Below are 20,803 nucleotides of genomic sequence, written 5' to 3'. Positions count from 1 at the left end.
GTCGTCGTGTGACCCTGCACCGGGACGTCGATCCCGCCGTCGACCCGGACGACCCTGCGCGCACGGGTGCGGTCGAGCCGCTCGAGACCGCTGCCCCCGCGCCGCCGCGGTCCTGGGACGTCGCCACGGTCGGTCTTCCTGCGCCCCTGGCCGTGGTCGACCTCGACGCGTTCGACGCCAACGCCGAGGACCTGGTCCGGCGGGCGAACGGGGTGCCCATCCGGGTCGCCTCCAAGTCGGTGCGCTGCCGCCCCCTCCTGCGGCGGGCGCTCGCGCGTCCCGGCTTCTCCGGGGTGATGGCGTACTCCGTCCGCGAGGCCTCCTGGCTGGTCGACTCCGGTTTCGAGGACGTCTACGTCGCCTACCCCAGCGTCGACGTCCTGGCCCTGTCGGAGCTGGCCCTCGACGGGTTGGCCGCCAGCCAGGTGACGGTGACCGTGGACAGCCTCGACCACGTCCGGATGCTGGCCGCCCTCACCCGGCCGCACGGGCTGCGGGTCGCCGTCGACGTCGACTCGTCGCTGCGGGTCGGCCCGGTCCACATCGGGGTCAGGCGCTCGCCGGTGCGCAGCCCCGAGGACGCGGTCGCGGTGGCCCGCGCCGCCAGCGACGCCGGGTTGTCGGTCGTGGGCCTGATGTTCTACGACGCGCAGATCGCCGGGCTGCCCGACACCTCACCCGCGGTCCGCTTCGTCAAGGCGCGGTCGGCCGCCTCGCTGGTCGATCGCCGCCGCGCCGTCGTGCGGGCGGTCCGGGACGTCGCCGACCTCGAGTTCGTCAACGGCGGCGGCACGGGCTCGGTCCACCTCACCGCCCTCGACCCCGTCGTCACCGAGGTCGCTGCCGGGTCGGGGCTCTACGGCCCGACCCTGTTCGACGGGTACGACGCCTTCAGCCCGAGACCTGCGGCGGCCTTCGCCCTGGCCGTCACCCGGCGCCCGGGACCGGGGTTCGTCACCGTGTCCGGGGGCGGGTACATCGCGTCGGGGCCGCCCGGGTGGGAGCGGCTGCCGGCACTGTTCGGTGGACGCGACCTGCGGATGGTTCGGCGCGAGGGGGCGGGCGAGGTGCAGACCCCGTTGCAGGGCAAGGGCGCTCGCGACCTGCAGATCGGGGACCGCGCGTGGTTCCGCCACGCGAAGGCCGGCGAGCTGTGCGAACGATTCAACGCGCTCCACCTCGTCAGCGGCACCGACCTCGTCGAGACGGTGCCGACGTACCGGGGTGAAGGACGCAACTTCGGATGAGCTCGCCGACCGCCCACACCTGGACCAACTGGGGTGGCAACCAGACCTGCCGTCCTGCCGAGGTCGCGGTACCCCGCGACGTGGACGAGCTCAGGGCCACGCTCGCGCGGTCCCACGCCCGCGGCATACCGGTCAAGGCGGTCGGGTCGGGGCACTCGTTCACCCCGGTCGCCGCGACGGACGGGGTGCAGGTGCGCCTCGACCACCTCACCGGCATCACCTCGGTGGACCCGGCCGCCCGCCGGGTCACGGTGGCGGCCGGGACGCCGTTGCACGTGCTCAACCCGGCGCTCCAGGTCCTCGGGCTCGCCCTGCCGAACCTCGGTGACATCGACCAGCAGACCATCGGCGGCGCGATCGCCACCGGCACCCACGGGTCCGGGCTGCGCCGCCAGGGGATCGCTGCGGCCGTGTCCGGGCTGACGATCGCGCTGGCCGACGGCGGGCTGCTGCGCTGCTCGGCCGACACCGAGCCCGACGTGTTCGGGGCGGCCCGCGTCGGCCTGGGCGCGCTCGGGGTGGTCACCGAGGTGGAGCTGCAGTGCGTCCCCGCGTTCCGCATCCACGCGCGCGAGTTCAGCGCCGACCTCACCGACGTGCTGGCCACCGTCGCCGCCGACGTCGAGGGCCACGACCACGTCGACATGCACTGGTTCCCCCACACGACGCGGGTGCTGGTCAAGCACAACGACGACGTCGGCCCCGACCACGCCGGGCGCGCCCTGCCGCCGTGGCGCGCGAGGCTCGACGACGACCTGCTGGCCAACGACTTCTTCGAGGTGGTCAACCGGGCCAGCACCCGGTGGCCGCGCATCGTCCCCCGGCTCGCCCAGCTGACGGCCAGGACGCTGTCGGCGCGCGAGTTCACCGATGACTCGTGGAAGGTGTTCTGCTCGCCGCGGCGGGTCCGCTTCCGCGAGATGGAGTACGCCGTGCCGCTCGGCTCCGTCGGTCCGGTGGTCACCGCGCTGCGCTCCTGGATCGACTCCCACGACGTCTCGCTGCCGTTCCCCGTCGAGCTGCGATTCACCGGGGCCGACGACGTCTGGTTCTCCACCGCCTACGAGCGGGACAACGCCTACGTCGCCGTCCACCAGTACCACCGGATGGACGACGGGGGAGTGTTCGCCGCCTTCGAGGCGATCGCGGCCGAGCACGCGGGACGCCCCCACTGGGGCAAGCTGCACACCCTCGGCGCCGAACGACTGCGCGAGCTCTACCCCAGGTTCGACGACTTCCGTATGGTGCGCGACCGCCTCGACCCGGACCGCACCTTCACCAGCGAGCACGTCCGCCACCTCCTGGGCGACTGACCCCCCTGGTTCCGAGCGCTCGGGGCCGGGTGTCCGCGGTGGTCGCTAGCCTGCCGGGGTGACGAGAGACGAGCCGCGGACCGGTGACGAGACGACCGTCCTGCTGGCGGCCTTGCAGAGCCACCGCGACGTCATGCTCTGGAAGCTCGACGGCCTCACCGACGAGCAGCAGCGCTGGTCGCCGGTTCCCAGTCGCACCAGCCTGGTCGGTCTGGTCAAGCACCTCGCCAACTCCGAGTACGGCTGGTTCTGCGAGACGTTCGGGCGACCGCACGAGCCTCTCACCGACATCTCCCAGGACATCGAGGCGGACATGCGGGCCGCGCCCGGGGAGACGACGCAGGAGATCGTCGACTTCTACCGGCGCTCGTGGACCGCGGCCGACGCCTCGGTCCACGAGCTGGGGCTCGACGCGACGGGCACGTCCTACGCCGGCACCACCGTGAGCATGCGCTGGGTGCTGGTCCACATGATCGAGGACACCGTCCGGCACGCCGGGCACGCCGACATCATCCGGGAGCTCGTCGACGGCGGCACCGGTCACCACCTCCCGCCTCGCTGACGCCCGTTGCCCCCGTTGACCCTCCNCGAGGTGTTCCGCGACCGGATCCTGGTAGCGGAACACCTCGAACCGCCGCAGGAGGTGGGGGGAGGAGGGGAGGAACAGGGAAGGGGCTAGGAGCGCATCGCGACGCCCTCGCGCCAGTACCCCATGAACGCGACGCGCGACCTCTCGACCCCGAGCTCGGTGACCAACACGCGGCGCAGCGCCCGGACGCACCAGGACTCGCCGGCGATCCACGCGTACGTGTCCTGCAGGTCCGGGCGTTCCCGCACAGGAGACGACCCGGCGTCGGGGACCGGGACGCCGAGGTCCTCGCCGGCCGAGGAGTAACGGGCCGTCTCCCACACCTCGACGTCGAGGGTGCTCGACACGTCGGGCAGCGGGGCGTCGAGGTCGGTGGGAGGCAGCCCGAGGTGGGAGCGAACGGCGGCCACCAGGGTCCGGCCCTGGCGAGCACCGCCGCGCACCAACCACGTCACGTCCACCAGGTCGTGCTCGGGCAGCACAGGGATGTCGGCAGCGGTCGGCACCTCGACGAACGCGTGTCCCGTGAAGCCCGGGCCGACGTCCTCCAGGATGCGCGCGATCGCCGGGAGGGCCGTCTCGTCTCCGATGAGGAGCAGGTCGCGCAGGGCGCCCGGGTCGAACTCGGTGCCGCCGTACATGGGGGAGCGACGGTGCGGCCCGACGATGTGGACGACGTCACCCGGCCGCGCGGTCAGCGCCCACCGGCAGGCGGGGCCGAGGGCCGACTCGTCGCCGGTGGCAGCCTCATGGACGACGAAGTCCGTGACGAGACGGACCGCGTCGCCGGCCGTCGTGATCTCGCGGATCGTGTACGTGCGCATGGGCGAACGCTCCGCCTCGGGCATGGCGCGCCACGACTCCTGCCACTGCTCGGGGGTGGACGTCGACCCGGGCAGCAGCCCGGTCGGTCCGGGGAAGACCACCTTGAACCGTGTGTCGAACCCGTCCGCCGTGCTGAGGTCGACGAGCCCGGGCCCACCGAACGTGACGCGCACGAAGGACGGACTGATCCGTTCGATCGCCTCGACGAGCACGGGCGTGACCAGCGTGGTCGGGGCAGGCCGGGTCCGGGTCGTGGCCGTGGCCGAGGCCGAGGTCACCGGGCGCCTCCACGCGGGGTGGAACGGGGCGTGTGCACCCGCGGTCGGTGACGACCGACGGGCACCACCATGGGGGTGTGCGCCACCGGGTCGGGCACCACGCGGCACCGCATGCCGAAGACCCGGAGCACCGACTCCTCGGTGATGACCTCCGCGGGCGGGCCCGAGGTGACGACCGTGCCGTCGAGCAGGGCGACGACGTGGTCGGCGTACCGGGCGGCGAGGTTGAGCTCGTGCAGGACCATGACGACGGTGGTCCCCCGGGTGGCGTTGAGCTCGGCAAGCAGGTCGAGCACGTCGACCTGGTGGGCGACGTCGAGGTACGTCGTGGGTTCGTCGAGCAGGAGCAGGTCGGTCTCCTGCGCCAGGGCCATCGCGATCCAGACCCGTTGGCGCTGGCCGCCGGACAGCTCGTCGACGACGCGGTCGGCCAGGTCGAGGGTGTGCGTGGCCTCCAGCGCCCGGGCGACCGCGAGCTCGTCGTCGGCCGACCATCGTTGGAACCGCCCGTGGTGGGGCGTGCGGCCGCGACCGACCAGGTCGACCACCGTCACGCCCTCCGGGCAGACGGGGTTCTGCGGGAGCAGGCCCAGCCGCCGCGCGACCTCACGGGTGGGCATCGCGTGGATCGACGCCCCGTCGAGCACGACCCGGCCCGACGAAGGCGTGAGCAGCCGCGCCATACCTCGCAGGAGGGTGGACTTGCCACAGGCGTTGGCGCCGACGACGACGGTGATCTTCCCGTCGGGGATCGCGGTCGAGACGTGGTCGACCACGACCCGGTCGCGGTAGCCCAGGGTGACGTCCTCGGCGCGCAGCCGGCTCCCGGTCGCAGCCGAGGGGTCTGCGGAGTCGGTGGCGTCGGCGACGGTGGGTTCGTGGGAGGTGACGACGGTCATGAGGTGCTCCTGGAGGTTCGGCCGGTGGCGAGGAGCCACAGCAGGAAGGGCGCACCGAGGGCGCCGGTGACGACGCCCACGGGCAGGTTGGTGTCGGCGACGAGGTAGGCGCCGACGTGGTCGGCACCCGTGACGAGGGCGGCCCCGGTGAGGGCGGCCGCGAGCAGCGACGTGCGGCCGGCGTTGAGCGCCCGGGCGATCGGCCCGGCGAGGAACCCGGCGAACGAGACCGGACCCGCCGCGGCGACCGCGACACCGACCAGCAGCACCGCGAGGCCGAGCAACAGGTCCGTCCGCCGGGGGGAGGAGCCCAGGGCGGTGGCCGTGTCGGGGCCGAGCTCGGTGAGCCGCAACGACCTCGAGCACCAGGCGACGAGGGGCAGCAGAACGGCCAGGGCGGCGCCCAGCTGTCCGATGAGCGTCCAGTCGGCGGGGGCGAGGCTGCCCGTCAGCCAGACCAGGGCCGTCTGGGCGTCGTAGATGTCGGCGCGGGTGAAGAGGTACTGGACCACGGCGGACAGGAAGGCCGCGGACCCCACCCCGACGAGGACGAGCCGGTATCCCGCGTGGTCGCCGGCGACGAGCCGGATCACCGCACACACCGCGAGGGCGCCGACGACGGCGAACCCCGAGACGGCGGGCCCGGACAACCCCAGCGTGACGATCGCGAAGACCGCCGCAGCGCTCGCGCCCATGCTCACGCCGATCACCTCGGGGCTCGCGAGGGGGTTGCGCAGCGTGGTCTGGAAGATCGCCCCGCCGAGCCCGAAGGCGGCGCCGACGAGCACGCCCAGGGTGGCCCGGGGCAGGGTCGAGTCGAGCACGATGAAGGTGGCCCCCGGGATCTGTGCGCCGGCGAGGATCCGCACGAAGTCGGCGACGGTGACCGTGAAGTCGCCGAGGAGCACCCGGACGAGGAACGTGCCCACGGTCAGGGCCGCCAGCCCCGCCACCACGAGGCGGCGACGACGGGTCGTGTGCCGGCGCGCGCCCCGGACGACGAGCGCAGCGGCGCTCACAGCGAACCCATCCGGCCACGGCGCACCAGCACGAGGAACACCGGCACCCCGACGACGGCGGTCATGATGCCGACCTGCACCTCGGTGGGGGGAAGCACGACGCGTCCGGCGGTGTCGGCGAGGACGACCAGCGTGGCGCCGAGGGCGAGGCTGGCGGGCAGGACCCGGCCGTAGTCGGCACCCACGAGGATCCGCGCGAGGTGCGGACCGAGCAGGCCCACGAACGCGACCGGTCCGGCGAGCGCGGTCGCACCACCGCACAGCAGGACGATGGCGAGTCCGGCGACGACCCGGTCGAGACCGGCCCGGCGACCCAGGCCGCGGGCGAGGTCGTCGCCGAGCGCGAGGACGTTGAGCAACCGGCCCCCCACCAGGGCCAGGACGGCACCGACGGCCAGGAAGGGGAGCACGGGCCACACGACGTCCAGGGCCCGCCCGCCCACCGTGCCGACCTGCCAGAAGCGGAAGGTGTCGAGGGTCTGCCGGTCGGTGAGCAGCAGGGCGGTGGTCCAGCTGGACAGCCCGGCGGTGAGCGCGGCCCCGGCCACCGCGAGCTTCACCGGGGTGGCGCCGCCGTGGCCGAGCCCGGCGATCGCGTGGACCGTGACGGCCGCGACGGCCGCCCCGAGGAACGCGAACCACAGGTACCCGCCCAGCCCCGTGACCCCGAGGACGGAGATCGCCAGCACCATCGCGAGCGCTGCTCCGGCGTTGACACCGAGCAGTCCGGGATCGGCCAGCGGGTTGCGGGTCAGCCCCTGCATGGTCGCCCCGGCGAGCCCGAGGGCACCCCCGGCGAGGAGCCCGACGACGGTGCGGGCGAGGCGGGCGGCGACGACCGCCTGGTCGGCGTTCGCGGGGTCGTGGGCCGTCAGTGCCGCCCACACCTCGTGCACCGGTATGGCGCGGGAGCCCACCGTGAGCGACAGGGCCGCCCCCACGGCGACCATGGCCACGAGGGCAGTGGTCGCCGTGGCTGGACGTCGACGACCGGTCGTCGGTGTCACCAGCGTGGTCATCGTCAGGCGGCGCGGTCGACCGCGGCGGCGACGAGCGGGACGAACTTCTCCATCGCCCACGGGATGGCCAGCGGTGAGGGCGCCGAGAGGCCGAGCGAGTCGGTCTTGTCGGACGCGTCGACCCAGCCACCGGACGCGAAGGCCGGGATCTGCCGCAGCAGCGGGTCCTTCAGGTACTTCTCCATCTCGCCGGCGCCCTCGGTGTAGGTGACGAACACGTCGGCGTCGAGGGTGGCGGCCTGTTCGGACGAGATCGTCCTGAAGAACTCCGTGCTGCCCTTGCTGAGCCGCTCGACCACCGGGGCGTTCACCATGCCGAGGTCGACGAGCAGCCGCGGCCGGTTGTCCAGCGGCGTGTAGTAGCTGATGGACGAGGTGTCGGTGGGGGTCAGCGAGCCGAAGATGAAGGTCTTGCCCCGAGTCTGCGGGTACTTCGTCGCTGCGGCGGCGATCGACGCCTCGGTCTGCTGCGCGAGGGTCGCGGCCTGCGAGGTGCGGCCGAGGGCCTTGGCCACCAGGTCGAGCGAGGTCTGCCACGGGGTGCCCCAAGCGGCTCCCGGGTAGGCGACCACGGGGGCGATCTTCGACAGCTTCGCGTACTCCTCCTTCGTGATCCCGGAGTTCGTCGCGAGGATCAGGTCGGGGGCCAGCTTGGCGATCTCCTCGACGGGCGCGCCGTCGGCGTCGCTGTACCGCGTGGGTTGTGCCGCGCCCACCTCGGCGAGCTTCGCGTCATACCAAGGGGTCGAGCCCTGGGCGTTGCCACCCCACGTGATCTTCACGGCCCCCACGGGGGCCACGCCGAGGGCGAGCGCGAAGTCCTGGTCGGACCAGCCGAGGGTGGCCACGCGCGTGGGCGCCTTCTCGATGGTCGTCGACCCGTGGACGTGGTTGATGGTGACGGGGAACGCGTTCGGGTCCGCGCCGGCGGAGGTGGGAGCGGCCGTGTCGGTGGAGCCGGTGCTGCACGCAGCGACGGAGAGGGCGAGGAGAGCCGCTGCGGAGGCGGCCACGAGGCGAAGGGGTCTCATGTTAGGAGAGCCTAACCTTACCTACCCCGATTAACACAAGCCGGGTATGCCGTTAATCGCCTCCGCTCGTCGGCCCCGCCGCGCCCTACGGTGCGAGCTGCGCGACGGGGGCGCGCGAGCGCCCGGGGAGATGGCGCAGCGAGTCCACGGTGAGCACGGCGAGAGCCACCCACACGATCGCGAACCCGATCCACCGGCTCGTCGACATGTGTTCGTGCAGGAGCAGCACGCCGCACAGCAGCTGGAGCACCGGGGTGATGAACTGCAGCAGCCCGATCGTCACCAACGGCACCCGGCGGGCGGCTCCGGCGAACAGCAGCAGCGGCAGGGCGGTGGCGGCACCGGCAGCCACGAGCAGCGCGGTGTGGAACGCCCCCTCGGTGGTGAAGGTGGTCTCGCCCCGCACGGTGAGGACCACGAGCATGACCGCCGCGACGGGAGCGAGGACCGCGGTCTCGGCGGTGAGCGAGTGCATCGCCTGGAGGGAGACGCCCACCTTCTTCTTGACCAGGCCGTAGAGCCCGAACGACATTGCCAGGGTGATCGCGATGACGGGCACCGAACCGGCGGCGACGGACAGGTAGACGAACGCGAGGGCGCCGATGGCGACGGCCACCCACTGCAACGGGCGCAGCCGCTCCCGCAGGACGAACACCCCGAGGGCCACGGTGACGATGGGGTTGAGGAAGTAGCCCAGTGCCGCCTCGGTGGTGCGCCCACCCAGCACCGCTGCGACGTACACGACCCAGTTGACGGCGATGAGGAGGGCGGCCACGGTGACGCCCATGCCGAGGCGTGGCCGCTGCCACAGCTGGTGCGCCCACGCGAGGTCGCGGCGCAGGAGCAGGATGACGGCGCAGAGCAGCAGCGTCCAGAGGATCCGGTGGGCGAGGATCTCCCACGCCCCGGCGGGTTTCAGCGCGGCGAAGTAGAGCGGGAAGACCCCCCAGATGCCGTAGGCGAGGAGTCCCTGGAGCGACCCGCGACGGGTCTCCTCGTGGCCGGTCAGGGGAGCCGGGCCGCCGGCGCTCAGGCCACGGTCCAGGTGTCGCGTCCGTGGATCAGCGCATCGAGGTCCTCGTCGGTGGCCGGGCCACCGCCGGTGTCGACAGCGGCGTCGACCTGGGCACGCACGAGGTCGTCGTAGGTCGGGCGGACGACGTTGCGGAAGATCCCCATCGGCACGTGCGTCATCTGCGGGGAGTCCAGCCGCGACAGCGCGAAGGCCTGCGTCGGGTCGCCCGCGGTCGCGTCGTGGACGACGACCTCTCGCTCGCCGACCTCGGAGGCGGGCACGAACTCCATCGCACCGCCGGCCGCGCGCACGAGCACCTGTCGGTCGTCCTCCGGGCCGACCTGCACGCGCTCGCCGTCGGTGAGGTGCACGATCCGCGCCTCCTGCTGGCTGCGGTCCTTGATGAGGTCGAACGCGCCGTCGTTGAAGATCGGGCAGTTCTGGTAGATCTCCACCAGCGAGGTCCCGCGGTGCGCGGCGGCGGCCTTGAGGATGCCGGTGAGGTGCTTGCGGTCGGAGTCCATGGTGCGCGCGACGAAGGTCGCCTCGGCACCCAGTGCCAGCGAGACCGGGTTGAACGGGTGGTCCACCGAACCCATCGGCGTCGACTTCGTGACCTTGCCGACCTCGGAGGTGGGTGAGTACTGGCCCTTGGTGAGGCCGTAGATCTGGTTGTTGAACAACAGGATCGTCATGTTCACGTTGCGGCGCAGCGCGTGGATCAGGTGGTTGCCGCCGATCGACAGGGCGTCACCGTCACCGGTGACGACCCAGACCGACAGGTCCGCGCGACTGGTCGCGAGGCCGGTCGCGATCGCCGGCGCACGCCCGTGGATCGAGTGCATCCCGTAGGTGTCGAGGTAGTAGGGGAACCGCGACGAGCAGCCGATGCCCGAGACGAAGACGATGTTCTCGCGCTTGAGGCCGAGCTCGGGCAGGAAGCCCTGGACCGACGCGAGGATGGCGTAGTCGCCGCAGCCGGGGCACCAGCGCACCTCCTGGTCGGAGGTGAACTCCTTCTTCGTCTGGGGCGTCGCGTCCTCGCCGAGTCGCGGGACCCCGGCGGTGCCGTGGGGGACGCCGAGCGACGGCATCCCGAGTTCGGTGCTCATGCGGGGCCTCCGTGGCTGGTGACGGTCTCGTGGGCGGTGTCGGCGGTCGGGTCGCCGTCCGTGCCGAGGCCGACGATGGCGTCGGCGAGCTCGACCGTGGTGAACGGCAGTCCGCGCACCTGGGTGAACGAGTGCACGTCGACGAGGTACTTGGCCCGCAGCAGCATCGCGAGCTGGCCCATGTTCATCTCGGGGACGAGCACCCGGTCGTAGCGACGCAGGACCTCACCGGTGTTGGCGGGGAACGGGTTCAGGTGGCGCAGGTGGGCCCGGGCGACCTTCGCACCGGTGTTGCGCACGCTGCGCACCGCCGCGGCGATCGGGCCGTAGGTCGATCCCCAGCCGAGGACGAGGACCGACGCCTCGCCGCTCGGGTCGTCGACCTCGAGGTCCCCGATGGTGTCGGCGATCCGCTCGATCTTGCCCGCGCGCAGCCGGGTCATCAGGTCGTGGTTGTCGGGGTCGTAGGAGATGTTGCCGGTGACGTCGGCCTTCTCGATGCCGCCGATGCGGTGCTCCAGTCCAGCCGTGCCGGGGACCGCCCACGGGCGGGCCAGGGTGGCCGGGTCGCGCAGGAACGGGTGGAAGACCGGCTCACCCTTCTCGTCGGTGGCGTTCGGCTCGGAGGCGAACTCGACGGTGAGGTCGGGCAGCTCGGCGACCTTCGGGAGCGACCACGGCTCGGAGCCGTTGGCGAGGTAGCCGTCGGAGAGGATGAACACAGGGGTCCGGTAGGCCGTGGCGATCCGGACCGCCTCGAGGGCCGCGTCGAAGCAGTCTGCCGGCGACTGCGGCGCGATGATCGGCACCGGCGACTCGCCGTTGCGGCCGAACATCGCCTGCAGCAGGTCGGACTGCTCGGTCTTGGTGGGCAGGCCGGTCGAGGGCCCTCCGCGCTGGACGTCGACGATGACGAGCGGGAGCTCGAGGGAGACGGCGAGGCCGATGGTCTCGGACTTCAGGGCGACACCCGGGCCGGAGGTCGTCGTCACGCCGATCGCACCGCCGAAGGAAGCCCCCAGTGCCGCACCGATCCCGGCGATCTCGTCCTCGGCCTGCAGCGTGGTCACGCCGTACCGCTTGAGCCCCGAGAGCGTGTGCAGGATGTCGGAGGCCGGGGTGATCGGGTACGAACCGAGCAGCAGCGGCACCTTCGCGCGGTGGGAGGCGGTCACCAGGCCGTAGGCCAGCGCGACGTTCCCGGTGATGTTCCGGTAGGTGCCCGCCGCCATCGGCGCAGGGGCGATCTCGTAGGAGACCGCGAAGTCCTCGGTCGTCTCGCCGTAGCTGACGCCGGCCTTGAGGGCGGCGAGGTTGGCGGCGAGGATGTCGGGCTTCGCGCCGAACTTCTTCGTCAGGAAGTTCTCGGTGCCGCTGGTGGGACGGTGGTACATCCAGGACAGCAGCCCGAGCGCGAACATGTTCTTCGCCCGCTCCTTGTCCTTGCGGGACAGGCTGTCGAACTCGGCCAGCGCCTCGACGGTGATCGAGGTCAGTGCCACCGGGTGCAGGTGCCACGAGTCGAGCGAGCCGTCCTCGAGCGGGTTGGTCGTGTAGCCGACCTTGCCGAGGTTGCGCTTGGAGAACTCGTCGGTGTTGGCGATGATCGTCGCCCCGCGCGGCAGGTCGCGCAGGTTGGCCTTGAGGGCCGCCGGGTTCATCGCGACGAGGACGTCGGGGGCGTCGCCGGGGGTGAGCACGTCGTGGTCGGCGAAGTGCAGCTGGAAGCTCGAGACACCCGGGAGGGTCCCCTGGGGCGCCCGGATCTCGGCGGGGAAGTTGGGCAGCGTGGACAGGTCGTTGCCCAGGGCGGCGGTCTCGGACGTGAAGCGGTCACCGGTCAGCTGCATGCCGTCGCCGGAGTCCCCGGCGAAGCGGATGACGACGCGGTCCAGCTTCTGGACGGTCTTGCTGCTCATGCGGTCCTGACGGTCGTGGACGAACAGTTCTGGAGACTGTCGCCGCGGCGCGTCCGGTGCCGCTGGGCTCACGGACGACGCTGAGCGCAGCCTGTGAATCCATCGTACGTCCGGTCAGGTAAGGGCAACCTGCCCACCCTGCTTTTGAGACGGGTAACACGCCGTTATGGAGGCGCCGCCCCCGGCGCCCGTGCTCAGGCGGTGACGGTGATCTCGTGGATCTCGTCGTAGGGGTGGCCGGCGCGCTCGTGGACGCGCTGGATCGCCTCGCGGTCCGGCCCCTCCGACAGGCAGAACACGTGACCGGTCACGGGATCTGCCCAGGCCTGCTTGAAGTCCACGGACTCGTCGCCCTGGATCGCGAGATCTGCCTGGTGCGCCTCGTACAACGCCTCGGCGGTGACCCCCGGCATGTTGGTGTGGACATCCATGAACTGGGCCATGGTGACGCTCCCTCCGTGTGGTGGTCTCGCCACGCTACGCCGGGCCGCAGCACGTCTCCTCCGTCAAAGGGACGGCAGTTCGGCGGCCCATCGTGCCCAGGTCCCGGGCAGGTCCGAGTCGTGCGCGTCGGTCACCAGCCGTCGCGCCAGCGCACCGGGTTCGTGCAGCCTGAACACGGTGGCGCGCGGCCCCGGGGCGTCCTCGGTATGGCGCGGAGCCGGGTCCGCCGGCGGCGTCACCACCGTGTCGGGACGCCAGCCGAGGGCGGTGACGGAGTCGACGACGCGGGCACCTCCGAGGACGCCGACGCCACCCACGGTCGACGTGCCGCCGAGGGTGAGCTCCTCGACGAGGGCCGGCCGCGCGGCATACGCCATGGTCGTCCGGCAGGTGAGGTCGCCACCGACCTGGCCGCTGCGGCCCAGGGCGACGCGGTCGCGCAGCAGCAACCGGCCCGTCTCGGCCACGTCGACGTCCATGGTGCGCACGACCTCCGCCCCGTCGCACACGACGAGCGGTTCGCCGGCCCAGACGAGGACGGCACCCGGGTGGACGGTCAGCGACACCGCGACGAGGCACCGCTGCCCACGCCCGTGGTACGCCACGGTGCCTGCGACGTCGCGCAGGTCGAGGCGCAGGCCGGGCCCGACCTCGACGGCCAGGCGCAGCTCGTCGCCCCCGAGCAGGGTCGCGGTCGTGGCGATGAGGGCCACCTCGGCGCTCGCCGCCCCCTGCCGCACGACCCGCGGGGAGACGAGGCCGCCGCGCAGCTCCAGGCGGGCCCCTCCTCCCGGGCGGCTGTCGGTGGGGAGGAGGGCGACCCGCGCGGCACGGACGTCAGTGCGTGTGGGCACCCTCACCGCCGGCGTGGGAGTGCGGGGCCATGGGGCCCGGGTCGACGGGGATGTGGTCCCCGCTGCGGTGGTCGTCCAGCACCCCGAGCACCCAGTCCGTGAGCGCCGTGACCGATGCGCGGTCGTGGCGGGACAGGGCGATCACCGGCCGCCCGTCCCGGGCCTCGCGGCCCTGGCGGGCCATGAGCTCGGCGTCGACCCCGACGTACGGCGCGAGGTCGGTCTTGTTGACCACGAGCAGGTCGGCCCGCGAGATGCCGGGGCCGCCCTTGCGCACGACGTCCCCGCCCCCGGCGACGTCGAGGACGAACAGCTGCGCGTCCACCAGGGCGGGCGAGAACGTCGCCGTGAGGTTGTCGCCACCGGACTCCACGAGGACGAGGTCCAACGGTGCGAAGTCGGCCTCGAGGTCCTCGACGGCGAGCAGGTTGGCGCTGACGTCGTCACGGATGGCGGTGTGCGGGCAGGCACCGGTCTCGACCGCGCGGATCCGCTCGGGGTCGAGCACTCCTGCGGCACGCAGCATGCGGGCGTCCTCGTCGGTGTAGATGTCGTTGGTGACGACCCCCAGCTCGAGGGTGTCGCCGAGCTCGCGGCAGAGCATGCCGATGAGCGAGGACTTCCCGGTGCCGACGGGCCCGGCGACGCCGAGCCGCAGGGCGCGGGTGGTGGACGGGCTGGCGTCAGGCACTGAACAACCTCCGTGGGTGGGTCGGGTGGTCGTGCGCCCACTGTTCGAGCAGCGGGGCAGCCGGAGCCGGTATGGCGCCGGGCTCGGTGAGGTGCGCGACCGCGGCGACCACGGCCTCGACGTCACCGCCTGCCGCCAGCAGCCACGCGGTCGCGTCCGAGGGGTCGAGCGGGCAGAGCTTGAGGGCGGCGGCGCAGAGGGTCTGCACGTCGTCGTAGGCGACGAGCCGGGCCGTGCGCGCAGCGTCCAGACCTGCTGCGGCAGCCATCGCCCCGACGGCGACCGGTCTCGACGGCAGGCGCAGGTCCTCGAGGGCGGCGGCGGCTGCCGAGCCGGGCCAGAGCCGCAGGGTGAGTCGTCGCTGCCCGCGTCCCACCGCGACCGAGGCGGCCCGCGAGACCTCGCTGGGGGTCCGGGCGGCCCACGCGTCCTGCACCTGTTGCAGGGGGAGCCCGGCGAGGACGTGGTGGCGGGCAACGACGGCGACGGCGGCCTCGACGCGGACCACCGTGCGCAGGCGGGTCCGCACCAGCGCGGGGACGTCGCCCTCGGCCAGCCCGCCGAGCAGGGCGGGTTCGAGGCCGGAGGACTGGGTGTGACCACCAACGGGGAGCCGGCCGTCGGCGAGCATCATCGCGGCGAACTCGGGGTGGGGGAGGACGGGTGGCCCGACGGCCGGTACCTGCGAAGGCGAACTCGGCATCAGAACAGCGAATACCGTTGGGCCAGCGGGAGCTCCGTCGCGGGCGACGGCGTGACGACCTCTCCCTCGACGCGGATCTCGAACGACTCGGGGTCGACCTCGATCGCCGGCGTGGCGCTGTTGTTGACCATGTCGGCCTTGGTGACGTCGCGGGTGGGCCGCACCCCGACGAGGGTGCTCCGCAGCCCCAACGTCTCGGCCAGCCCGGCCTCCAGGGCCGCGGGGGCGACGAAGGTCAGCGACCGGTCCGCTCCCGCACCGCCTTCGCCGACGAGGGCCGGACGCATGAGCACCGGCTGCGGGGTGGGGATGGACGCGTTCGGGTCGCCGAGGGCGGCATACACGATCGCGCCCGCCTTGATGACGAGGTCCGGACGCCACCCGAAGAACTTCGGGTCCCAGAGCACGAGGTCCGCGAGCTTGCCCGGCTCGACGGAGCCGACCTCGTGGTCGATGCCGTGCGCGACGGCCGGGTTGATCGTGTACTTCGCGACGTAGCGGCGGGCCCGCTCGTTGTCCGCCGGGAGGCTGTCGCCGAGCGCGCCGTAGCGGGCCTTCATCACGTGCGCGACCTGCCACGTGCGCGTGACGACCTCGCCGATGCGGCCCATCGCCTGGGCGTCCGAGCTGGTCATCGACAGGGCCCCGAGGTCGTGCAGGAGGTCCTCGGCGGCGATGGTCGTCGCGCGGATCCGGCTCTCGGCGAAGGCCAGGTCCTCCGGCACCGCGGGGTTGAGGTGGTGGCAGACCATGAGCATGTCGAGGTGCTCGGCGACGGTGTTGACCGTGTGGGGGAGCGTCGGGTTCGTCGAGCCGGGCAGGACGTTGGCGTAGCTCGCGATGGTGATGATGTCCGGGGCGTGGCCGCCACCGGCGCCCTCGGTGTGGAACGCGTGGATGCTCCGCCCGCCGATCGCCCGCAGCGTCGAGTCGACGTAGCCCGCCTCGTTGAGGCTGTCGCTGTGCAGCGTCACCTGCAGCCCGAACTCGTCGGCCGCGCGCAGCGCCGCGTCGATGGCTGCCGGGGTGCTGCCCCAGTCCTCGTGCACCTTGTACGCCGCGGCGCCGGCCAGGGCCTGCTCGCGCAGCCCCGCGGCGCTGACCGTGTTGCCCTTGCCCATGAGGAGCACGTTGACGGGCAGGTGGTCGAGTCCGCGCAGCACCGACTGCAGGTGCCACGGACCGGGCGTCACGGTGGTCGCCTTCGAACCCTCGGACGGCCCGGTGCCGCCACCGCCGAGGGTGGTCAGCCCGGCCGCGAGTGCCTCGTGGATCTGGCTGGTCGACAGGAAGTGGACGTGCAGGTCGATGCCACCGGCGGTGAGGATCCGCCCCTCGCCGGAGATCACGTCGGTGCCCGGGCCGATCTCGAGGTCGGGGTGCACGCCGTCGGCGATGTCGGGGTTGCCGCTGCGGCCCAGGGCCACGATGCGCCCGGCGCGGATGCCCACGTCGGCCCGGACGACGCCCCAGTGGTCGAGGACGATCGCGTTCGTGATGACGGTGTCCAGCGCGCCGTCCGCGTTGGTGCGCAGGCCCTGCGCCATCGACTCGCGGATCGACTTCCCGCCACCGAAGACGGCCTCCTCGCCGCCGAAGGTGAGGTCCTGCTCGACCTCGACCCAGAGGTCGGTGTCGCCGAGGCGGACCTGGTCTCCCGCCGTGGGGCCGTACAGCGCGGCATACCGCTCGCGGTCGAGGTCAGCCATCGTGGGCACCTCCCTCGGCACGCTCGTGGGTTTCGCCGGCCCGGCCGTCGAGCCGCCTGTCGGCCGGGCCGTCGAGGCGCCCGTCGGTGCGGCCGTCGACCTGGAGGCCCGGCACCCGACGGCGGCCCTTGAGGGCCACGGCGTCGACCTGGCGGCTGACGCCGGGCTCGAACCGGACCGACGTGCCGCTCGGGATGTCGAGACGGAAGCCGTGGGCGGCGTCGCGGTCGAAGGACAGCGCGGTGTTGCTGTCCGGCAGGTGCAGGTGCGACCCGATCTGGACCGGGCGGTCACCGGTGTTGACGATGACGAGGCTGAGGCGTCCGGCCTCGGTGCGGTCGGCGTTGATGGTGACGGTGCCCGGCTTCACCCGGACCGCTCCCGGTCCGGAACTGTTGCTGCTCAACGGATCTCCTGCTCTCGGCTGTCTCGGTCAGGCGATCGGGTGGTGGAGGGTGACGAGCTTGCGGCCGTCGGGGAACGTCGCCTCGACCTGCACGTCGGCGATCATCTCCGGCACGCCCGCCATGACCTGGTCGCGGTGCAGGACCGCCCGGCCCTCCTCCATGAGGTCGGCGACCAGGGCGCCTTCGCGGGCGCGCTCGATGACCCACGTGGAGAGCAGGGCGACCGACTCGGGGTGGTTGAGCAGGACGCCGCGCGACAGCCGGTCGCGGGCGACCATGCCGGCGACGGACAGCAGCAGCTTCTCGGTGTCCGCGGGGGACAGGTGCACGGCAGCCTCCTCGGTGTCGTGGTCGGTCTCTGGCGGTCAGTAGACCAAGGCAGTGTTTCAAGTGCGTTTCGCCACGGCTACCCGGGACGTGTGCGCGTTTCCCGCGCTGTCACCGCCCACGTCGGGCTAGCGTGCCGAACGTGTCCGTCGACGTGCTCGTGCTGCCCAGCCCGCTGCTGGGGCCGGTGGCCTACGGCCCGCTGGCGGGAGCCCTCGACGCCCGCGGTGCGTCGACGGCGGTCGCGGACCTGCCCGACGGCGTGCTGACCCCGGCGGCGGTGCTGGCGGGGTTCGTCGACCAGCTCGTCTCGTCCGGGGCGTCCCTCCTGGTGGCGCACAGCAACGCGGGGTACCTCGTCCCGGCCCTGCGCGCAGCGGTCCCTGTCGATGCCGTGGTCCTCGTCGACGCGGCCCTGCCCCTGGCTCCCGGGCCCACGACCGTGCTGGCGCCCCCGGCGTTCGCGGACTTCGTCGCCGGGCTGCCGAAGGTGGACGGCCTGCTCCCGCCGTGGCCGCTGTGGTGGGACCCCGCCGACGTCGGGCCGCTCTTCCCGTCGGAGGACTGGCTCTCACGCGTGACCGACGGGGCACCCCGGCTCCCGCCGTCGTGGTTCACGACCCCGGTGGAGGTGCCGGGGGGCTGGGAGGCGCTGCCCGCGGCATACCTCGGCTTCGGTGGGACGTATGCCGAGGAGCTCACCTTCGCCCGTGGGGCCGGCTGGCCGGTCGACGTCGTCGAGGGCCACCACCTGCACCTGCTCTCGGAGCCCGGCGCGACCGCCGAGGCGGTGCTGGCGCTGCGCGAGCGGCTGCGGTGAGGGCTGCCTAGGGTGGTGGGCATGGACCGACCGGCGCTCCAGGACGCCCTGAGGAACCGCGACGCCGTGCTCCGGGCGTTCGTGCGCCCCGACGGGAGCCTCGTCTCGATCCCGACGAAGATCACCAAGCGCCTGGTCGTGCTCGACCTCATCGCGCAGCAGTTCGCCGTGGGAGAGGTGTACGAGGAGACCGAGGTCAACGCCACGCTGCGGGCGTTCCACGACGACGTCGCGGCGCTGCGGCGGTACCTCGTCGAGGAGGAGTTCATGGACCGGCGCGACGGCCGCTACTGGCGGGCCGGCGGGACGGTCGACGGGGGCTGACCGAGGCGCGGGCAACGCCGTGCCAGACGCGCGCGGGGCTGCCACACTCGGCGCATGCTCCGGCTCGAAGACCACTGGGTCTGGGACTCCTGGATCGCCGACGACGGCGACCTCTACCACCTGTTCTTCCTCCAGGCGCCGAGGTCGTTGGTCGACCCGGGCAAGCGGCACACCGCGGCGACGGTGGGCCATGCGACCTCGCGGGACCTCGTCACCTGGGACTACCTCGGCGAGTGCTTCGGCCCGGCGGAGACCGGGTTCGACGACCTGGCGATCTGGACCGGGTCGGTCGTGCGCGACGGCGAGCGCTGGCGGATGTTCTACACGGCGGTCTCGACCTCGGGGCACCACGTCTACGACCAGCGGATCGGTTCAGCGGTCTCCGACGACCTGCACCACTGGGAGCGGGTGTCCTCCGAGCCCGCGGTGCGCGTCGACGGGCGCTGGTACAAGAACCTCGCCAACACCCCGGCGCCGACGCAGGGCCCGGACCTCGAGGGGGCGAGCGAGACGTGGCGGGACCCCCTGGTGTTCGCCGATGCCGACGGCGACGGCTGGCACCTCCTGCTCGCTGCCCGGGCCCGGGAGGCTGCCCGCAACGACGACGGCGTGGTGGCCCACGCCACCAGCCCCGACCTCGAGAGGTGGACCCTCCAGCCGCCGCTGTGCGAGCCGGGCGCAGGGTTCGGGCAGCTGGAGGTGTTGCAGGACAAGCAGATCGACGGCCGCTGGGTGCTGGTCTTCACGTGCCACCCGCAGGAGATGACCGCCGAGCGCAAGGCCCGCACCGGCGAGTACTGCACGTGGTCGGTCCCCGGACCCGGCCCGCTCGGGCCCTGGGACATCGACTCCGCCCGTCCCTTCACGGCGGAGCCCCACCTGTTCGCCGCGCCGCTGGTGCAACGGCGGGACGGTTCGTGGGCGCTGATCGGCTTCCGCAACGTCGAGCCGGAGGGCTTCGACGGGTTCGAGATCATCGACCCGGTCCCCGTGACGCTCGACGACGACGGCTACCTCGTCGCCGCCGACGACTACGTCCCCTGGCCCTCGAGCTACGCCGCCCTCCCCAAGGCGCCCTGACTCCCGACTTCTCGGCGCCCTGACTCCCGGCTCCCCGGCTCCCGGCTCCCGGCTCCCTCGAGTTTGAAGCCCGTCCTGCGCCAGAGCGCGCTCAGCGCTTCAAACTCACGGGAGGGTGCCGGCTCTGTGGGGTGTCGGGACCGCGTGCAGCGTATGGCGCGTGCGGAAATCGGGAGGCGGCGCGACCGTGCGCGTGGCTAGGGTCGCGTGCATGCTGATCCGCCGCGAGCTGCCGTCCGACGCCGACGCGATCAGGGCGGTGCACCTCGCGGCATTCGCCAAGCCGGCCACCGACGATGCGCCGGCTCGCGAGGGGACCCTCGAGGCCGACCTGGTCGACGACCTTCGCGCCGACGGCGACCTCGTCGGGGAGTGCTGCCTGGTGGCCGAGGTCGATGGGGTCGTCGCGGGGCACGTGGCGATCAGCCGGGCGTTCGTCGCAGACCAGCCGGTGCTGGTCGCGCTGGGTCCCCTCGGGGTCCTGCCCGAGGTCCAGCGGGTCGGCATCGGCTCGGCCCTCGTGCACGCCACGCTCGGCGCGGCGGACGCGCTGGGCGAGCCGGCGGTGGTGCTCCTCGGCCACCCGACCTACTACCCGAGGTTCGGGTTCGGACCGGCCGTCGACCACGGCATCACGCCGCCTCAGGACTGGGGGCCGCAGTACTTCCTGCTCCGCCGGTTGCACGCCTGGGGCGACGGACTCTCCGGTCCCTTCCGCTACGCCCCCGCCTTCGAACGCCTCGACGACTGACGCAGCGGCAGGACCCGGACGTTCTCGGTCACCGCGACGACTCGCCAGCAAAGCGGGTGTCGTTCGGCGAAACCGTGGGAAATAACTGCCGTGTTGCCGAACGACACCCGCATCGGGCGGAGGGTGCGCCGGTCGGAGAAGCAGGGACGCTCAGTCGCCGGTGCGGCCGTCGGCGAGCTCGCGCAGCAGGTCGAGGTGGCCGTTGTGCCGGGCGTTCTCCTCGATCAGGTGCAGGATGACCCAGCGCAGGGTCGGGTGGCCGCCACCCCGGAACGGGGTCACCGAGCGGTCGTCGAGCTGCAGGCCCGCGATCAGGGCGTCGGTGCGGACGGCCTGCGCGGCATACTCCTCCAGCGTCTGGGCGATCGGCGTCTCGGCACCCACGGTGAACTCGCGGTCCGGTTCGGTCGCGGTCCACGGCCCGAGG

General features: G+C 72.7%; 23 protein-coding genes. 7 read left to right on the top strand and 16 right to left on the bottom strand.

Annotated elements, in window-relative coordinates:
- Window positions 1-8: 8 nt before the first annotated feature.
- Genes ASD62_RS08315 through ASD62_RS08305 form a run of 3 tightly spaced genes read left to right on the top strand, consistent with a single transcriptional unit; the run spans window position 9 to window position 3,122 of the window.
- On the top strand, window positions 9-1,247 hold the full coding sequence (locus ASD62_RS08315; RefSeq protein ID WP_369818784.1) for an alanine racemase: 1,239 nt from the start codon (window positions 9-11) through the stop codon (window positions 1,245-1,247).
- Window positions 1,244-2,560: a D-arabinono-1,4-lactone oxidase gene (locus ASD62_RS08310; protein WP_056915556.1), complete on the top strand. Its 1,317-nt coding sequence runs from the start codon at window positions 1,244-1,246 to the stop codon at window positions 2,558-2,560. The genes ASD62_RS08315 and ASD62_RS08310 overlap by 4 nt, the downstream gene beginning before the upstream one ends.
- A gap of 58 nt (window positions 2,561-2,618) precedes the next feature.
- Window positions 2,619-3,122 carry a DinB family protein gene (locus ASD62_RS08305; protein WP_056915555.1) on the top strand — a complete coding sequence of 168 codons (504 nt, stop codon included), beginning with the start codon at window positions 2,619-2,621 and terminating at the stop codon, window positions 3,120-3,122.
- A gap of 113 nt (window positions 3,123-3,235) precedes the next feature.
- On the opposite strand, the gene ASD62_RS08300 is transcribed toward ASD62_RS08305, so the two are convergent.
- The 15 genes from ASD62_RS08300 to ASD62_RS08230 all read right to left on the bottom strand — a co-directional run bounded on the left by ASD62_RS08300 (window position 3,236) and on the right by ASD62_RS08230 (window position 17,403).
- Entirely contained in the window at window positions 3,236-4,252 is a 1,017-nt protein-coding gene (locus ASD62_RS08300) for a siderophore-interacting protein (RefSeq protein ID WP_056915554.1), read from the bottom strand.
- Window positions 4,249-5,151 carry an ABC transporter ATP-binding protein gene (locus tag ASD62_RS08295; RefSeq protein WP_082580634.1) on the bottom strand — a complete coding sequence of 301 codons (903 nt, stop codon included), beginning with the start codon at window positions 5,149-5,151 and terminating at the stop codon, window positions 4,249-4,251. Before ASD62_RS08295 ends, ASD62_RS08300 begins: the two co-directional genes overlap by 4 nt.
- On the bottom strand, window positions 5,148-6,170 hold the full coding sequence (locus ASD62_RS08290) for an iron chelate uptake ABC transporter family permease subunit (protein WP_056915553.1): 1,023 nt from the start codon (window positions 6,168-6,170) through the stop codon (window positions 5,148-5,150). The genes ASD62_RS08295 and ASD62_RS08290 overlap by 4 nt, the downstream gene beginning before the upstream one ends.
- The gene (locus ASD62_RS08285) at window positions 6,167-7,177 is read right to left on the bottom strand and encodes a FecCD family ABC transporter permease (protein WP_369818782.1); all 1,011 of its coding nucleotides are present in this window, start codon (window positions 7,175-7,177) and stop codon (window positions 6,167-6,169) included. The genes ASD62_RS08290 and ASD62_RS08285 overlap by 4 nt, the downstream gene beginning before the upstream one ends.
- Before the next feature lie 14 nt (window positions 7,178-7,191).
- Window positions 7,192-8,220, bottom strand: coding sequence for an iron-siderophore ABC transporter substrate-binding protein (locus ASD62_RS08280; RefSeq protein WP_056915551.1), 1,029 nt, complete (start codon window positions 8,218-8,220; stop codon window positions 7,192-7,194).
- Between the two features lie 85 nt (window positions 8,221-8,305).
- Window positions 8,306-9,172, bottom strand: a complete 867-nt coding sequence (rarD, locus tag ASD62_RS08275; protein ID WP_369818813.1) for an EamA family transporter RarD — start codon at window positions 9,170-9,172, stop codon at window positions 8,306-8,308.
- Between the two features lie 77 nt (window positions 9,173-9,249).
- Window positions 9,250-10,347, bottom strand: coding sequence for a 2-oxoacid:ferredoxin oxidoreductase subunit beta (locus ASD62_RS08270; protein ID WP_056915549.1), 1,098 nt, complete (start codon window positions 10,345-10,347; stop codon window positions 9,250-9,252).
- Entirely contained in the window at window positions 10,344-12,266 is a 1,923-nt protein-coding gene (locus ASD62_RS08265; protein ID WP_056915548.1) for a 2-oxoacid:acceptor oxidoreductase subunit alpha, read from the bottom strand. The genes ASD62_RS08270 and ASD62_RS08265 overlap by 4 nt, the downstream gene beginning before the upstream one ends.
- Window positions 12,267-12,460: 194 nt before the next feature.
- Window positions 12,461-12,709 carry an SCO4226 family nickel-binding protein gene (locus ASD62_RS08260; protein WP_056915547.1) on the bottom strand — a complete coding sequence of 83 codons (249 nt, stop codon included), beginning with the start codon at window positions 12,707-12,709 and terminating at the stop codon, window positions 12,461-12,463.
- 63 nt (window positions 12,710-12,772) lie between these two features.
- Window positions 12,773-13,564 carry an urease accessory protein UreD gene (locus ASD62_RS08255; protein WP_056915546.1) on the bottom strand — a complete coding sequence of 264 codons (792 nt, stop codon included), beginning with the start codon at window positions 13,562-13,564 and terminating at the stop codon, window positions 12,773-12,775.
- Window positions 13,548-14,255 carry an urease accessory protein UreG gene (gene ureG, locus ASD62_RS08250; protein WP_056915545.1) on the bottom strand — a complete coding sequence of 236 codons (708 nt, stop codon included), beginning with the start codon at window positions 14,253-14,255 and terminating at the stop codon, window positions 13,548-13,550. Before ureG ends, ASD62_RS08255 begins: the two co-directional genes overlap by 17 nt.
- Complete coding sequence (locus ASD62_RS08245; RefSeq protein ID WP_200956866.1) at window positions 14,248-14,958, bottom strand: urease accessory UreF family protein; 711 nt, start codon at window positions 14,956-14,958, stop codon at window positions 14,248-14,250. The genes ureG and ASD62_RS08245 overlap by 8 nt, the downstream gene beginning before the upstream one ends.
- Window positions 14,958-16,667 (bottom strand): urease subunit alpha, encoded by a 1,710-nt coding sequence (locus ASD62_RS08240; RefSeq protein WP_056915544.1) that lies wholly within the window; start codon window positions 16,665-16,667, stop codon window positions 14,958-14,960. The genes ASD62_RS08245 and ASD62_RS08240 overlap by 1 nt, the downstream gene beginning before the upstream one ends.
- Window positions 16,660-17,073, bottom strand: a complete 414-nt coding sequence (gene ureB, locus ASD62_RS08235; RefSeq protein WP_082580631.1) for an urease subunit beta — start codon at window positions 17,071-17,073, stop codon at window positions 16,660-16,662. Before ureB ends, ASD62_RS08240 begins: the two co-directional genes overlap by 8 nt.
- A gap of 27 nt (window positions 17,074-17,100) precedes the next feature.
- Window positions 17,101-17,403 carry an urease subunit gamma gene (locus ASD62_RS08230; RefSeq protein ID WP_056915543.1) on the bottom strand — a complete coding sequence of 101 codons (303 nt, stop codon included), beginning with the start codon at window positions 17,401-17,403 and terminating at the stop codon, window positions 17,101-17,103.
- Between the two features lie 140 nt (window positions 17,404-17,543).
- Between ASD62_RS08230 and ASD62_RS08225 the strand changes: the two genes are divergently transcribed.
- The 4 genes from ASD62_RS08225 to ASD62_RS08210 all read left to right on the top strand — a co-directional run bounded on the left by ASD62_RS08225 (window position 17,544) and on the right by ASD62_RS08210 (window position 20,376).
- Window positions 17,544-18,221, top strand: a complete 678-nt coding sequence (locus ASD62_RS08225; protein WP_157581404.1) for an alpha/beta hydrolase — start codon at window positions 17,544-17,546, stop codon at window positions 18,219-18,221.
- Window positions 18,222-18,242: 21 nt separating this feature from the next.
- Entirely contained in the window at window positions 18,243-18,545 is a 303-nt protein-coding gene (locus tag ASD62_RS08220; protein WP_056915541.1) for a DUF2087 domain-containing protein, read from the top strand.
- A 54-nt stretch (window positions 18,546-18,599) separates the two neighbouring features.
- Complete coding sequence (locus ASD62_RS08215) at window positions 18,600-19,625, top strand: glycoside hydrolase family 68 protein (protein ID WP_056915540.1); 1,026 nt, start codon at window positions 18,600-18,602, stop codon at window positions 19,623-19,625.
- A 211-nt stretch (window positions 19,626-19,836) separates the two neighbouring features.
- Window positions 19,837-20,376, top strand: a complete 540-nt coding sequence (locus ASD62_RS08210; protein WP_056915539.1) for a GNAT family N-acetyltransferase — start codon at window positions 19,837-19,839, stop codon at window positions 20,374-20,376.
- A gap of 150 nt (window positions 20,377-20,526) precedes the next feature.
- On the opposite strand, the gene ASD62_RS20460 is transcribed toward ASD62_RS08210, so the two are convergent.
- On the bottom strand, window positions 20,527-20,803 hold a 277-nt coding region (locus ASD62_RS20460; protein WP_200956865.1), incomplete at its 5' end, for a DUF664 domain-containing protein.

The sequence above is a fragment of the Phycicoccus sp. Root563 genome (genome assembly GCF_001427915.1).
Classification (GTDB): Bacteria; Actinomycetota; Actinomycetes; order Actinomycetales; family Dermatophilaceae; genus Pedococcus.
This window is presented reverse-complemented; position numbering and strand designations above follow the sequence as displayed.

Bases quoted from the DNA above. Each gene is read 5' to 3' on its own strand.
- ASD62_RS08310 (WP_056915556.1), top strand. From the start codon at position 1,244: ATGAGCTCGCCGACCGCCCACACCTGGACCAACTGGGGTGGCAACCAG.
- ASD62_RS08295 (WP_082580634.1), bottom strand. From the start codon at position 5,151: ATGACCGTCGTCACCTCCCACGAACCCACCGTCGCCGACGCCACCGAC.
- ASD62_RS08280 (WP_056915551.1), bottom strand. From the start codon at position 8,220: ATGAGACCCCTTCGCCTCGTGGCCGCCTCCGCAGCGGCTCTCCTCGCC.
- ASD62_RS08270 (WP_056915549.1), bottom strand. From the start codon at position 10,347: ATGAGCACCGAACTCGGGATGCCGTCGCTCGGCGTCCCCCACGGCACC.
- ASD62_RS08265 (WP_056915548.1), bottom strand. From the start codon at position 12,266: ATGAGCAGCAAGACCGTCCAGAAGCTGGACCGCGTCGTCATCCGCTTC.
- ASD62_RS08260 (WP_056915547.1), bottom strand. From the start codon at position 12,709: ATGGCCCAGTTCATGGATGTCCACACCAACATGCCGGGGGTCACCGCC.
- ASD62_RS08245 (WP_200956866.1), bottom strand. From the start codon at position 14,958: ATGCCGAGTTCGCCTTCGCAGGTACCGGCCGTCGGGCCACCCGTCCTC.
- ASD62_RS08240 (WP_056915544.1), bottom strand. From the start codon at position 16,667: ATGGCTGACCTCGACCGCGAGCGGTATGCCGCGCTGTACGGCCCCACG.
- ASD62_RS08220 (WP_056915541.1), top strand. From the start codon at position 18,243: ATGGACCGACCGGCGCTCCAGGACGCCCTGAGGAACCGCGACGCCGTG.
- ASD62_RS08215 (WP_056915540.1), top strand. From the start codon at position 18,600: ATGCTCCGGCTCGAAGACCACTGGGTCTGGGACTCCTGGATCGCCGAC.
- ASD62_RS08210 (WP_056915539.1), top strand. From the start codon at position 19,837: ATGCTGATCCGCCGCGAGCTGCCGTCCGACGCCGACGCGATCAGGGCG.